Here is a 13,513-nt window from a genome sequence, read left to right as displayed (position 1 = left end):
GGGATCAAGCCCGTGAAGTCGCCGAACAGAGCCATCATCCTGAGCGCAGGGCAGGGCAAGCGCCTGCTGCCGCTGACCGAAACCCGCCCGAAGTGCCTGGTGGAGCTTTCGGGCAAGACCCTGCTGGCCTGGCAGCTCCAGCGGCTGGAGGCCGCGGGCGTCGAGGAGGTGGTGATCGTCACCGGCTTCCGCGCCGACGCCGTCGCCGCCGAGATCGAGCGGCTGGACCTGAAGTTGGCCGTCCGGCTCGCCTTCAATCCCTTCTATTCGGTGGCCGACAACCTGGCCTCGGTGTGGATCGTGCGCGAGTTGTTCGACCGCGAGGTGCTGCTGCTGAACGGCGACACCCTGCCGGGCCCCGGCATCGTCGAGCGCCTGATGGAAGCGCCGCCCGCCGAGATCACCGTCACGGTGGACCGCAAGCCGGGATACGACGCCGACGACATGAAGGTGCTGACCGACAACGGCCGGCTGCTGGCTATCGGCAAGACGATCGAGGCCTATGACGCCGAGTCGATCGGCTTCCTGCGTTTCTCGACCGTGGGCGCGGCCAAGTTCCGGGCGGCGGTCGAGCACGCCCTGCAGCGGCCCGAGGGCCTGAAGCGCTGGTACCTCTCGGCGATCGACGAGCTGGCCCGGAGCGGCGTGGACGTGCGCGTCCAGTCGATCGAAGGCCTGCAGTGGGGCGAGATGGACTTCCCCGCCGACGTCGACAACCTGATGAAGCTGTCCGCCGCGTGGGTGAAGGAGCCCGTGAAGGCCTAGGCCTTCGCAGTCAGCGCCCGCACCAGATCGAGGTCGGCGGGCTTGTCCACGTCGACGGCGGCGAGGCCGTAGGGCGTCGCCACGACCCGGGCTTCGACGCCCGCGCGTTCGCCGAGGCGCCTGGCGGCCCCGGACAGGCTGAGCATGCCGGCCACGTACTTCAACAGCATGCCCAGCCCCAGGATCTGGGCCATCTTCCACGGGCGCTTCCGCTCGGCTTCCAGCCTGCGCCAGAAGGCGACTGCGCCGAGCGCACGCTCCGAAGCCAGCCAGAACAGGTTGCAGCCCGACCACCAGCCGTCGGCGAGCTTGAGGTAGGTGCGCTTCGTCGTCGGCGCGGCGGCCTCGACGGCGGTCTTCGGCGCGACCATGGCGGCGACGTCCGTTCCGGCCGGTACGTCGGCGAGGAAGCGCGTGACCCACTCGGGCCGCAGCAGGGCGTGGTCGGCGGTGGTGACCAGCAGCGGGAAGCCCAGTGCGTTTGCGCCGTCCAGCACGCTCTGGCTGGGTCCCGACGCCGAGGCCAGCACCTCCAGCCCAAGCTCATACGCCAGGGCTTCGACGGCGGGGTGATTGCATGAGACGCCGATGCGAGCGGCGCCGGCGGCGCGCAGCGCCTCGGCGACCCGGGCCAGCAGCGGCCGGCCTTCGAGTTGGATCAGCGCCTTGTGCGGGACGCCCGCATAGTCGGCCACGGGGTCGGCGCCACCCTCTCGCGAGCCGGCCAGGATCAGGGCGGAGAAGGCCGTCAAAGCGCCTTCTCGTAGAGGCGGTAGGTCTTGTAGATCCGCGCCCCGCCGGCCTCGCAGATGCGCCGCATTGGCGCGTTGTCCTCGAGGATCCACGACAGCTCGTAGCGGCGGTAGCCCAGCTTGCGGGCGGCGAGCACGACGGCGTCGATGAGCTGGAACGGCAGGAGCTGGCCGCGATGGGTCGAGGCGAACTTGCGCTTCACGCCCATCAGCGGCACGCGGCCGGACTTCACCCGAGACACCTTGAGACGCCAGAGCAGCTTGGCCCAGCCGAACGGAACGAGCTTGCCCTTCAGGTCGGCGATGGCCTCGTTGACGTTGGGCAGCAGGACCATGAAGCCGGCGGGCTCGCCGTCGATCTCGGCGAACCAGGTGAGTCGCGGGTCGATGACCATCTTCAGCGCCGTGGCGAGCTGCTTGGTCTCGGCCTCGGTGGTGGGCGTGAAGCCCCAGTTGCCGCTCCACGCGTCGTTGAGGATGTCGGTGAGCGTGCGGACCTCTTCCTCGAAGCGCTTCATGTCGAGGGTGCGGAGCACCACGCCCTCGGCCAGCGGCTTGCGCACGCGGCGCAGGATGGGCGCGGGCAGGTCGTCGGCGACGCTGCACTCGTAGGCGTAGATGTCCTTGGCCTTGACGTAGCCCTGACCCTCGATGCGAGGACCGGTGAAGGACGCGTCGTGGCCCATCATCACCATCGGCGGGGTGTCGTGGCCCTCGACGAGCAGGCCCACCTCCTCGTTGGTGGAGAGGTTCACGGGCCCCAGCGCCGCCTTGCAGCCGCGCTCGCGCAGCCAGGCCTCGGCGGCGGCGAAGAGGGCGGCGAAGACCTCTTGATCGTCCTCGGCGGCGATGAGGCCGAAGTTGCCGTAGCCCTCGGCGGTCTGGGGGTTGAGGCGGTCGATCTGGGCCGAGATGCGGCCCACGTCCCGGCCGTCCTTCACCGCCAGCCAGAACTGCACGTCGGCATGGGCGAAGAAGGGGTTGGTCTTGGGCGACAGGGCTTCGCGCCGCTCCAGCAGCAGGGGCGCGATGTAGTTCGGATCGTTCGCCTGCAGCCGCATGGGAAGGCGGATGAACCGCTCCAGCTCGGCGGCGGTGGAGACCGGCACGAGACGGACGCTGGAGGCCGGGCTGTCGTAAGCCATCAGCCCTCCAGGTAGAGCAGGGCGGTGACGCCCAGGGCGGCGAAGATGGCCGGCGCCGCCCAAGCCGCCAGGACGGCGGGCGCGGCCCCGTTCTCGCCGAGCGCGGTGAAGGCCCCGTCGAAGACGAGGTAGACCAGACCCGCCGCCAGGCATTGGACGATCAGGGTCGAGGCCCCGCCGCGGAAATTCGCCATGGCGGCCGGCGCGGCCAGCAGCAGCATGACGATGCAGGCGAAGGGCGCCGCCCAGGCGCGCTGCACCTGGGTGTCGTAGAAGGTCTTGGGCCGGACCGAGACGCCGCCCTGCAACGCGCGGCGAGCCTCGGCGGCCGAGACGGTCGCGGCGCCGGTGCGCAGCGCCTGGATGTCGGCCGGGCGGATGTTCTGGGTCCAGGTCATGGACTGGGCGGCGCCGGAGCTGACGCCGTCGGGGCTGACGGCCTCGAAGCGCGGCGAGACGAGACGCCAGGCGCCCTGGTCGTAGACCGCCGCCTCGGCGGTGGTGCGCTGGACGAGGCGGCCCTGGCCGTCGCGGCGGTAGATGGTGAGCTGGTCGAGGCGGCGGGCGTCCTCGGACGGCCGGCCCACGACGATCTCCTGACCGACGCGGAAAGTCATCTGGTCCTGGGGCTTTACCTGATCCTCCTGAGGAGCCGTGGCCTGCCACCAGTCGGTGAGGCGCGCGTCGGCGCGCGGGGCGACGATCATGCCGTTGACGAGCTGGACGGCGGCGAGCAGGGCGGCGGCGGGGAGGGCCAGGGCGGTGATGCGGTAGGCGGAGATGCCGGTGGAGCGCATGGCGGTGACGGCGCTCTCGCCCGCCAGCTTGGCGAAGGCGAAGAGGGAGCCGGCCAGGACGGCCAGCGGCGCGGCCTGCTCGATCAGGCGGGGGAGCCGCAGCAGGCCGTAGTAGAAGACGCCGCCCGCGCCCAGGCCGCGGTCCAGGATGTCGGTGGTCACATCCAGCAGGTCGAGGATCTGCAGGACCCCGACCAGGACGGCGAGCGCCGCCAGGATGCGCCCGGCGGTCAGCAGGAAGAGGTAGCGGGCGAGCTTCACGCGGGCGCGCCTTCGCTCGCGGCCTCACGCCGGAAGCGCGCCCGGATGCGCGTGACGATCACCGACAGGTGCTCCATCAGCCGGCCGATCGGCGTCTCGCCGGGCCGCTTGCGGCTGGTGAGGAAGACCGTGAGGCAGATGGCGGCGAAGCCGAAGAACGGCAGGCCGACGCTGAGCTCGGCGGGCGCGCGGCCGGTTTCGGCGAAGCCCTGGCCCAGCTGGATCAGGTGGTGGAAGGCCAGCAGCAGGAGCCCGCCGACGATCACACCGGGCGCCCGGCCCGACCGCTTGGCGGACAGGCCAAGGGGCACCGCCAGGAGCGGCAGCAGCGGCAGGGCCAAGGCGCGGGCCAGGCGGCCGTAGAGTTCGGCCAGCAGGGTTTCCTTGGGGATCACCGAATGCGGGTCGCGGGACCTGGACGCCAGTTCGAACAGGTTCAGCTCACGCTCGTCGCCGCCGCGGGCGCGCAACAGCCGGGCCGGCCCGCTGAGCGGGAGCTGCATGGTGAAGTCCTTGAAGCTCAGCAGCTCGGGCTCGCCGCGGGCGTTGAAGCGGAGCTGCTGGCCGTCCTTGAGCGCCAGGGTGACGTTCTTGCCGTCCTCGGAGCGGCGGAGTTCGGCCATGCCGGCGGTGGTGACCTCCTCGCGGCCCTGCTCGTCGATGCGGCGGATGAACACCCGGCTGAGCCTCTGGCCGGCGGCGTCCGCCTGGTCGGTGGTCATGGTCAGCTTGTCGTTCGGCTCGATGATCGTCCCTTCCGGGACGACGCCGCTCCAGCCGGCGTTCTGGGCGGCGTGCAGCACGGCCCGGTAGGCGTAGCGGCTGTAGGGCTGCAGCACGCCGAAGACGATGAGGGTCAGGAAGCTGAGGACGGCGGCCAGGGCCAGGAACGGCGCGGCCAGGCGGGTCAGCGAAACGCCGGCCGCCAACAGGGCGTCGACCTCGGACGCCTGGTTCATCCGGTTCACGACGATGATCAGCGCGATGAAGAAGGCGGCCGGCAGGGTCAGGCCCATGTAGTGGGGCACGAGGTTGACGGCGAGCTGGGCGACGAAGCTGAACCGCTCGCTGGAGGCCGACAGCATGTCGAGCAGTCGCAGGATGCGTTCCAGCAGCAGCGCCACCAGCGTCACGCCCGTGGCGCCGACCATCGGCCACAGCGCGCTTCGCAGGAGATAGCGGTCGATGAGGTTCACGCGCGGCGGCTTTCAGGCTCGCCAGCGGGCGGCGAAGTGCGCGGCGAGTCCGGCCGCCTCGTCGTCGGACAGGGCGACGTGCGATCCAAGCTGAGGCTGGCCCGGCCAGCCGGCGTCGGCGAAGCTCTTCCCGTCGTGCTCACGGGAGCCCTCGTAGCGCGGCAGGACGTGGAAGTGCACGTCCTTATCGACCATCATCAGCATCAGGTAATTGATCTTCTCGTAGCCGACGGCGTCGCGGAGCAGGGTTTCGATGCCCTGCACGGCGGCCTTCAAATCCGCGAATGCGGCGGGCGTGAGGTCGGAGAAGGCCTGGGCGTCCTCCTTGCACACCAGCACCAGCGACCCGAACGTGGGCTGCTGCGGCCGGACGAGGACCAGCCAGGACGCGGTCTCGGCGACGAGCGTGCGGGGATAACCGAACTTTTGGGCCGTGGGATTGGTCACGACGTTCCCGGACTGAGATGAAGGGCGGCGCGGCCGTAATCATAGGGACCGCGCCTGCGCCGTGAAAGGGTTCAGGCGGCCAGAACGTAGGCGCCGACCGGCTGGACGGCCGGACCGGGCACGACGCCGCGCGCCTCGATGCGGACCTGGAAGCCGGCGGCGCCCGGGGCGATCTCGATGAGGTTCCAGCGGGCCGCCGGGTCGTGGTGGCCGGCTGGGGTCGAGGCGGAAGGCACGCCCATGGTGGGAATCGGTCCGGCGGGCCCGGCGACGCGGTTCAGCAGCGCCTCGTGGGCGTGACCGTGCAGGACGAGTTCGGCGCCGTGGCGGGCGAGGATCTCGCGCAGCGCCGGCGCGTCATCGAGGGATTTGCGCTTCGAGACCACGCCGGGGGCGATCGGATGATGCAGCAGCAACACGCGGAAAAGTCCCTTCGCACCCGTTTCGGTCAGAACGTCCGCGAGACGGTCGAGCTGGGCGCCGCCGAGCTGGCCGGTGGCCAGATGAGGCGCGGTGGGCACGGCCGAGCAGGCGTTGACGATGGCGACGGGCCCGCGGACGCGGACGCGGGGGAAGTCGTCGTCGGCTTCGTCGCCGAGCCAGGGGCGCCAGGGGGCGAAGCGGTCGGGCGCGCCGCGGGCCACCAGCGCGTCGTGATTGCCGGGGCTGACCGTCACGGCGGACGGATGGCCGAGGCTTTCCAGCCAGACGGCGGCGGCGGCGAATTCCTCGGCTGTCGCGAAATTGGTGAGATCGCCTGTTACGGCCACATGGTCGGGACCGGCGGCGCGCAGATCCTCCGCGATCGCGTCCAGAACCGCCGGATCGTGACGATGGCGCTTGCGCCGCCAGGCGAAGCGGCTGAGCACGCGCTTGGAGAGGCCGCCGCCGCGCATCGCCGACTCGGGCGGCGCGAGGTGCGGGTCCGACAGGTGGGCGAGGCGGAAGGTGGACAATTCGGGGCCGCGTAATATTTGCAGGGCCTTAGGCACGTACCAGTTTCCGGCGATTTGCGTGAGAGGCGCGAGCGAACTTTGACGACCGAGGGCAAGACGACTCCGGCAGGACTGATCCTCGGCTCGGGCGAGGTGCGCCTCTGGGGCATGACCGCCCGCGAGCGGCTGCGGCGCCAGTACGTGCGGGCCGGCGTCGAGCCGTCGGAGGAAGCGCAGGCAGGCCGCGGCGCGGTCATCACCCTGGGCGACTGGGTCTATGACGAGGCCCTGGTGGCGACGCTGGCCAGGCGGCCGGGCTCGGTGCTGGTGACGGACGATGGCCGCGCCGTGGCGGCGCACGTGGACGGCGAGGCGGCGGAGGCGGCGTCGGCGGATCTGGCCCTGGGCCGGGCTCCTGAAGGCCTGACGGTGCTGTCGCCGGCCGAGCTCGCCTACAACGAGGCGCTGCGCAAGCGGGAGGCGCCGGTGCTGGCGCCGCTGACCCGCGAGAACGTCCGCGCCATCGAGGCGCGCACCTTCGCCGGCTCGTACAAGGGCGTGACGGACATCGTGACCAAGTACGTCTGGCCCGTGCCGGCGCGGATCGTAACCCGCTGGTGCGCCCAGGCGAAGCTGACGCCGAACATGGTGACCTCCGCAGGCTTCCTGCTGGTGCTGCTGGCGTTCTGGCTGTTCTGGATCGGCGAGTTCGGCTGGGGCCTGCTGGCCGGCTGGATCATGACCTTCCTGGACACGGTGGACGGCAAGCTTGCCCGCACCACCATGACCTCGTCCAAGTGGGGCAACGTCTTCGATCATGGCATCGACCTGATCCACCCGCCGTTCTGGTGGTGGGCCTGGTACGTGGGCTGCTTCAAGGTCGGCCTGCCGCCGCCGTTCCCCGAGCTGACGCTCGGCGTGATCCTGGCGGGCTATGTGCTGCAGCGGTTGGAGGAGGGCGCGTTCATGCGCCTGTTCGGCTTCCACGTGCATTCGTGGCGGCCGTTCGACAGCTTCTTCCGGCTGATCACAGCAAGGCGGAACCCGAACATGATCGTGCTGACGCTGGCCTGGCTGGTCGGCCAGCCCGGATGGGGGCTGTTCGTCGTGGGCGTCTGGACCGCGATCTGCCTCGTCGTCCATCTCGTTCAGGTGCTGCAGGCGATGGCCGTTCCGAAAGGCCAGGTCGTGTCCTGGCTGGCGCGTTGATCCGCGCCGGCGTCATCCGCAACCTGAAAAGCCACCGCAACCAGGCGGCGGGGCCGGTCGACGCGCCGCCCGGCGTCCTGGAAGCCGTGCCCGAGAAGCCCGACGACCTCTACGACGCCCTCGCCTGGTTTGCGAAGTCGGGCGTCGACCTGGTTGTCATCGACGGCGGCGACGGCACCGTGCGCGACGTGCTGACCCGCGCCCCCAAAGCCTACGGCGACAAGCTGCCGACCTTCGGGGTGATCCCGAACGGCAAGACCAACGCGCTGGCGCTGGACCTGGGCGTGCCGCTGGGCACCCCGGTGCGCGCCATGCTGGCGGCGGCCCGCGATCCCAAGAAGCGCAAGCTGCGCGCCTGCCTGGAGGTGGTGCGGCCCGGCCAAACCGTGCCGGAACACCGCGGCTTCCTGTTCGGCATGGGCGCCTTCGTGCGCGGCACCGAGCTGGCGCAGAAGACGCACGGCCTCGGCTTCTTCGACAACGCCGCCATCGTGATGACCATCCTGGGCGCGGCCGGGCGGACGCTGGCCGGCGGGCCGGCCGATCCCTGGCGGCGCGGCGAGCCGGCCATGCTCACGCTCGGCGAGGCTGCGCCCGAGACCCGCGACTGGTTCCTGGTGCTGGCCGCGACGCTCAAGCGCTTCCCGCTGGGCCTGAAGCCGTTCGGGCCGCCTCATGAGGGCCTGAAGGTGCTGGCCGTCGAGGCCCCGCCGCTGAAGCTGCCCAGGGCCGTGCCGGCGCTGCTGGCCGGCTCGGAGGCCCCGTGGCTGGAGCAGGCCGGCTATCGCCGCCGCGACGTGCCGGAGATGGGGCTCGCGTTCAACGGCGACTTCACCCTGGACGGCGAGATCTATCCGGGCGGCGAGCTGATCGTGCGCCAGGGGCCGGACCTGGAGTTCGTGATCACGTGAGCGGGCCGCTGGAGGCGCTGCTGGCCGAGGAACTGGCGCGGCCGCTGCCCGAGCCGGTGGGCGCGTTCGCCGCCGCGCTGGCCGACCGGTCGCGGGACGTGGCCGTGCTGTACTACGGCTCGACGCTCAGGACCGGCGACCTGTCGGGGCTGCTGGACTTCTACGTGCTGACGAAGCGGCCGCACCGGACGGGCTTCCACGGCGCGGTGGAGCGGGTGCTGTGGCCCGAGGTCAGCTACCATGAGTTCGGAGGCCTGAAGGCCAAGGTGGCGACCTTGCCGCTTTCGGTGTTCCGACGCGCGGCCGAGGGGCGGACGCTGGACACCACCATCTGGACCCGCTTCGTGCAGCCGGCCGCGATCGCCTGGTCGGGCGGGGAGGAGGCCGAGGTGGCGGCCGCGGTGGCCGAGGCGGTGAAGACCGCTTCCCGGTACGCGGCGGCGCTCGGCCCCCAGCAGGGGCGGGCGGAGGCCTACTGGACGGCGCTGTTCCGGCAGACCTACGCCGCCGAGTTCCGGGTGGAGAGCCCTGAGCGCGCGGACACGGTGCTGGGCTCGAACGCCGACCGGTTCGCGCGGCTGCTGCCGATGGCCTGGCGCGCGGCGGGCGTGGAATTCTCGGAGATGGCCGGGACCTACTGGCCGAAGAAGAAGGGCCTGCCCGGCTGGGCGGTGCGCTCGGCGCTCGGCAAGCCGCTGAACCTGGCGAGGCTGGCGAAGGCCGCCTTCACCTTCGATGGCGCGGCGAAGTATGCCGCCTACAAGATCGAGAAGCACACAGGCGTGGCCCTGGAGGTCACGCCCTTCCGCGAGCGTCATCCGATCCTGGCGGCGCCCGGCGTGCTGTGGACGCTGAGGAAGACCCGGAAGCGCTAGGCCGTGGCCCGGCGGCGGCCTTCCAGCAGCCCGAACTCCCGGCCAAGCTGCTCGAACACCGCCAGGACGGCGTCGATCTGCTCGGGCGTGTGGGCGGCGCTGACGCTGGAGCGCAGCAGCGACTTGTTCTCGGGCGTCGCCGGCGGGATGGCCAGGTTCAGGTAGACGCCGTTCTGCAGCAGGGCGTTCCACATGCCGACGGCGGTCGCCTGGTCGGGCATCTCGACGGCGGTGATGGGGCTGGCGTGCGGACCCACCGAATAGCCCATGTCGCGCAGGCCGTCGTAGAGGCGGTCGGCATTGGCGGACAGGCGGGTGCGCAGGCTGGCGTCCTCCTCCAGGCGCTTCAGCGCCGAGAGGGTGGAGGCGATGACCGCCGGCGGCAGAGAGGCGGTGAACATGTAGGGCCGGCTGACGATGCGCAGCAGGTCGAAATTCTCTTCGTCCGAGACGAGGAAGCCGCCCACCGAGCCCAGGCTCTTGGAGAAGGTGCCGACGATGAAGTCGACGCCGTCCTCGACGCCGGCCGCTTCGGCCAGGCCGCGGCCCTTTTCGCCCAGCACGCCCATGGAGTGGGCCTCGTCCACCAGGAGGTGGCCGCCCATCTCGCGCTTGACGTCGACGAACTCCTTCAGCGGCGCGACGTCGCCGATCATGGAGTAGATGCCTTCCACGACGATCAGCCGGCCGCCCGGCGCGTCGCCCAGGCGGCGCAGGCGCTTGTGCAGGTCGTCGGGATCGTTGTGCCGGAAGCGGATGACCTCGGCGCCCGAGAGCTTGGCCGCGTCATAGATCGACGCATGGCTGTCGGCGTCGAGGATCAGGTGGTCGCCGCGCCCGACCAGGCCCGAGATCGAGCCCAGGTTGGCCTGGTAGCCGGTGGTGAACACCATGGCGTGCTTGCGGCCGTAGAACTTGGCGAGCGACTGCTCGAGCGCCGCGTGACCCTGGAAGGTGCCGTTGGCGAAGCGCGACCCCGTCGTGCCCGTGCCCCACTGGCGGACGGCCTCGGCGGAGGCGTCGATGCAGTCGGGATCGAAGGTCAGGCCCAGGTAGTTGTTGGTGCCCAGCAGGATCACCGGCCTGCCGTTCAGCACGCCCTCGGTGGGCGAGGTGATGGCTTCGAAGCGCACGTTGGAGGGATCGGCGCCCACGGCGCGGATGGCTTCCAGCGGGGCGCGATAGCCCAGATGCTTGTCGAGCAGCCCCATTCTTAAGCCTTCGTCCGCAGCGTATTGATCAGTTCGGAGAGGTCGCCGACGGTCTGGACGGTCGCCAGCCGGTCGAGGGGGATCGACAGGTCGAAGCGATCCTCGAGCTCCATGACGATGTTCATGAGCGCGAGCGAGTCGACGGCGAGGTCGCGGGCGATGTCCGTGTCCGGGGTGACGTTCACCGGCCGTTGGAGCACGGTCTCAGCCGCTTTCGCGACTTCGCGGACGGTAAGATCCGTCGCGAGTTCCACCATGTGCCAAGCCCCCAAGTACGTACAGACTGCAACCGCAGCGGCGGTACCTAAGCATGTTGGCCTAGGATTTCCACCTTCCCCTGCGAGGCGCGTCACAAATCCGCAGCTAATGTTTCATCCACGCCGCACGCCGGTACCACTGCACCGTGTCGGCGAATCCGCTCGTCAACGTGTGGATCGGCTCGGGAAGGCCCTCCAGCCGCTCGTGCGGCGCGACGGACCAGTCGGGATGCAGCAGTTCGCGCGCTTTTCCGGAGGTCAGCATCGGATTGGCGCCGAGAAGGGCGCTGAAATCATTTGTGATTCCGACGGCGTGGACAAGCAACGCCGGTACGGCGGCCAACCGCGCCGTACGGCCGCAGGCCCGGGCGGCCTCGGTCATCAGCTCCGACCAGAGATAGCCGTCGGGCCGGCCGTCGCTGAGGCCCACCACGCGACCGGGAGCCAGCGCCGCCAGCGTAGCGACCTGACGCGCGGCGTCGTCCACGTGGATCATCCCGACACGGGCCGTCCGACTCAGCACAGGAAGCACCGGCAGGGCGTCGGCCGCCTGGAAAACAGGCAGCAGCTCGCGGTCGCCCGGCCCGTAGATCGCCGGGGGCCGGGCGACGGTCAGGCGCCCGCCGAGGACTTCGGCCATCGCCTCCTCCGCCGCCCGCTTGCTGACGGCGTATCGGGAGAGCTGGGGTTCGCGCGCGGCGAGGCTGGAGACCAGCACCACCTGGGGAACGTCGGCCGCCGCTTCGGCGAGGCGGCGCGCGCCCTCGCGGTTGACGGCGGCGAACTCGCCCGCGCTCCGGGCCTTCACCACGGCGGCGCCATGGATCACGGCGTCGGCGCCGCGCGTGAGCGAGGCCAGGGCATACGGATCGGAAAGGTCGCCTGGGACCACTTCGGGCTCGATCCCCGCCCACAGCGGGTCGATCGGATCCCTGCGGGCCAGGATGCGGACCCGCCACCCGGCCTCGGCGAGCGCCCGGACGAGCCGGCGGCCGAGGAAGCCGGTGGCTCCGGTGACCGCGGCCAGCCTGCTCAGGCCGTGGCCTCCGCCTGGAAGGCGCCGGCGAGATAGAGGGCGCGGGCCTTGGACCGCGACAGCTTGCCGGACGAGGTCTGCGGCAGGGCGTGCGCTCCCACCAGCTCGACCTTGGCTTCCACCCCGTGGCGGGCGCGGAGCAGGGCGGCCACGTCGTCGACGAGGGCCTGGCGGGCGTCGGGGTCGCTGGTGCGGGCCTGCACCAGGACGACGAGCTGTTCGCCCTCGTCGCGATCGATGGAGAACGCCGCCACGTCGCCGCTGCGCAACCTTTCGATCTCGGATTCCGCCGACCATTCAAGGTCTTGCGGCCAGACGTTGCGGCCGTTCAGCAGGATCAGGTCCTTGGCGCGGCCGGTCGGCACGATCTCGCCGTCCACCAGGAATCCCAGGTCGCCCGTATCGAGCCAGCCGTCGGGCGACAGCACCCGGGCCGAGGCCTCAGGCTCGCCGAAGTACTCGCGCATCAGGCTGGGTCCACGCACGAAGATGCGGCCGACCTGGCGCTCGAGCAGGACCTTGCCGGCCTCGTCGCGGACCTCGAGCTCGTGGAGCGGCAGCACCGGGCCGCAGCGGACGAAGGCGCGGCTGCGGCCGCCGTCTCCGGGAATCGCTGCGCCGTCGCGCTCCATCCGGTCGGTGTCGACGGTCTCGAAGCGCAGGCCGCGGTCGAGCGGCGCCATGGTCAGCGCCAGGGTCGCTTCGGCCATGCCGTAGCTGGCGACGAAGGCCTTGTCGGAGAAGCCGGCGGGGGCGAACCGTTCGGCGAAGGCGGCCAAGGGGCCCGGCCGCACCATGTCGCCGCCGGAGCCGGCGATGCGCCAGGCCGAGAGGTCGAGGCCCTCACGCGAGCCGTCGCCGCGTCGCGCGCACAGCTCGTAGCCGAAGGTCGGGCTGTACGAGATGGTCGCCTTGTTCTTGGACATCAGGTCGAGCCACATCAGCGGCCGGCGGACGAAGGCGCCGGTCGGCATCAGGTCGACCGTCATCTGCGCCGAGAGCGGCGCCATCAGGAACCCGACTAGACCCATGTCGTGGTAGAGCGGCAGCCAGGAGAAGGCGCGGTCGGCCGGCACGACCTTCAGGCCGTCCCGGGTGATGGCGGTGGCGTTGGCCATCAGCGCCCTGTGGGTGCAGAGCACGCCCGTCGGGTTGCGCGTGCTGCCCGAGGAGAACTGGACGTAGCAGGGGTCGTCGGGCTGCGGCGCCGCAAGCTCGACGGGCGCAGCTTCCGGCAGGTCCTGGACCCGCAGGGCGCGAGGCGTGCCCGCGACGGCGGCGGCGTCCTGCAGCCACGGGATCAGCGCCTCGGGCCCGAAGACGGCGGCGGCCTTGGCCGAGGCCAGCATGCGGCCGATCTGTTCGACATAAGCCTCGCGCCCTCCGAGCGGGGCGGGCAGCGGCAACGGGGCCGGGGTCACGCGGGCGTACTGGCAAGCGAAGAAGGCGACCACGAAATCGGTGTCGGTCTCGGCCACGAGGCCGACCCGGTCGAACGGCTGGACGCCGGCGGCGAGCAGGCGGGCGGCCAGGGCGCGCGCGCGTTCGCGCAGCTCGGCGTAAGGCAGGGCCAGGACCAGCTCGCCGCGCAGGCCGTAAAGGTTCACGCCCGTCGGGCCGGCGGCGGCGAAGTCGAGCGCTTCGGTGAGGGTCGCGAATCCGCCGGTGCGGAACGGCCGGTCGGGAGCTGTGGGGGTGGGCGTCACGCTAGGTCTT

The 13,513-nt window shown here is 71.1% G+C and carries 14 protein-coding genes; 4 read left to right on the top strand and 10 right to left on the bottom strand.

Annotated elements, in window-relative coordinates; genetic code table 11:
- The first annotated feature begins 12 nt into the window (after positions 1–12).
- Entirely contained in the window at positions 13–765 is a 753-nt protein-coding gene (locus tag ACO2Q0_RS02035; protein ID WP_423349807.1) for an NTP transferase domain-containing protein, read from the top strand.
- Here ACO2Q0_RS02035 and ACO2Q0_RS02030 read toward each other — a convergent pair.
- From ACO2Q0_RS02030 to ACO2Q0_RS02005, 6 genes are all read right to left on the bottom strand, one after another.
- Positions 762–1,517: a nucleotidyltransferase family protein gene (locus tag ACO2Q0_RS02030; protein WP_423349806.1), complete on the bottom strand. Its 756-nt coding sequence runs from the start codon at positions 1,515–1,517 to the stop codon at positions 762–764. The two genes, ACO2Q0_RS02035 and ACO2Q0_RS02030, sit on opposite strands and share 4 nt — an antisense overlap.
- Complete coding sequence (locus ACO2Q0_RS02025) at positions 1,514–2,662, bottom strand: dATP pyrophosphohydrolase (RefSeq protein WP_423349805.1); 1,149 nt, start codon at positions 2,660–2,662, stop codon at positions 1,514–1,516. Before ACO2Q0_RS02025 ends, ACO2Q0_RS02030 begins: the two co-directional genes overlap by 4 nt.
- Positions 2,662–3,720, bottom strand: coding sequence for an LptF/LptG family permease (locus tag ACO2Q0_RS02020; RefSeq protein ID WP_423349804.1), 1,059 nt, complete (start codon positions 3,718–3,720; stop codon positions 2,662–2,664). Before ACO2Q0_RS02020 ends, ACO2Q0_RS02025 begins: the two co-directional genes overlap by 1 nt.
- Complete coding sequence (locus ACO2Q0_RS02015; RefSeq protein WP_423350510.1) at positions 3,717–4,871, bottom strand: LptF/LptG family permease; 1,155 nt, start codon at positions 4,869–4,871, stop codon at positions 3,717–3,719. The genes ACO2Q0_RS02020 and ACO2Q0_RS02015 overlap by 4 nt, the downstream gene beginning before the upstream one ends.
- Positions 4,872–4,928: 57 nt before the next feature.
- On the bottom strand, positions 4,929–5,363 hold the full coding sequence (locus tag ACO2Q0_RS02010; protein ID WP_423349803.1) for an HIT family protein: 435 nt from the start codon (positions 5,361–5,363) through the stop codon (positions 4,929–4,931).
- Positions 5,364–5,434: 71 nt separating this feature from the next.
- On the bottom strand, positions 5,435–6,319 hold the full coding sequence (locus tag ACO2Q0_RS02005; protein WP_423349802.1) for a metallophosphoesterase family protein: 885 nt from the start codon (positions 6,317–6,319) through the stop codon (positions 5,435–5,437).
- Between the two features lie 78 nt (positions 6,320–6,397).
- Between ACO2Q0_RS02005 and ACO2Q0_RS02000 the strand changes: the two genes are divergently transcribed.
- The 3 genes from ACO2Q0_RS02000 to ACO2Q0_RS01990 are packed head-to-tail and all read left to right on the top strand — an operon-like array spanning position 6,398 to position 9,293.
- The gene (locus ACO2Q0_RS02000; RefSeq protein ID WP_423349801.1) at positions 6,398–7,507 is read left to right on the top strand and encodes a CDP-alcohol phosphatidyltransferase family protein; all 1,110 of its coding nucleotides are present in this window, start codon (positions 6,398–6,400) and stop codon (positions 7,505–7,507) included.
- Positions 7,504–8,418 carry a diacylglycerol/lipid kinase family protein gene (locus ACO2Q0_RS01995; RefSeq protein ID WP_423349800.1) on the top strand — a complete coding sequence of 305 codons (915 nt, stop codon included), beginning with the start codon at positions 7,504–7,506 and terminating at the stop codon, positions 8,416–8,418. Before ACO2Q0_RS02000 ends, ACO2Q0_RS01995 begins: the two co-directional genes overlap by 4 nt.
- A complete protein-coding gene (locus ACO2Q0_RS01990; RefSeq protein ID WP_423349799.1) occupies positions 8,415–9,293 on the top strand; it encodes a hypothetical protein in 879 nt (292 codons plus the stop codon). The genes ACO2Q0_RS01995 and ACO2Q0_RS01990 overlap by 4 nt, the downstream gene beginning before the upstream one ends.
- Here the strand turns inward: ACO2Q0_RS01990 and spt are convergent.
- From spt to ACO2Q0_RS01970, 4 genes are all read right to left on the bottom strand, one after another.
- Positions 9,290–10,504, bottom strand: coding sequence for a serine palmitoyltransferase (gene spt, locus ACO2Q0_RS01985; RefSeq protein WP_423349798.1), 1,215 nt, complete (start codon positions 10,502–10,504; stop codon positions 9,290–9,292). The genes ACO2Q0_RS01990 and spt overlap by 4 nt on opposite strands.
- Before the next feature lie 2 nt (positions 10,505–10,506).
- The gene (locus ACO2Q0_RS01980) at positions 10,507–10,758 is read right to left on the bottom strand and encodes an acyl carrier protein (protein WP_257839214.1); all 252 of its coding nucleotides are present in this window, start codon (positions 10,756–10,758) and stop codon (positions 10,507–10,509) included.
- 109 nt (positions 10,759–10,867) lie between these two features.
- Positions 10,868–11,788, bottom strand: a complete 921-nt coding sequence (locus ACO2Q0_RS01975) for an NAD-dependent epimerase/dehydratase family protein (protein WP_423350509.1) — start codon at positions 11,786–11,788, stop codon at positions 10,868–10,870.
- A 5-nt stretch (positions 11,789–11,793) separates the two neighbouring features.
- Complete coding sequence (locus ACO2Q0_RS01970) at positions 11,794–13,503, bottom strand: fatty acyl-AMP ligase (protein WP_423349797.1); 1,710 nt, start codon at positions 13,501–13,503, stop codon at positions 11,794–11,796.
- Positions 13,504–13,513 lie beyond the last annotated feature (10 nt).

Source organism: Phenylobacterium sp. VNQ135 (assembly GCF_049445735.1).
Classification (GTDB): domain Bacteria; phylum Pseudomonadota; class Alphaproteobacteria; order Caulobacterales; family Caulobacteraceae; genus Phenylobacterium.
The sequence above is the reverse complement of the archived record's forward strand: the minus strand, read 5'-3'. Positions and strand labels throughout refer to the sequence as shown.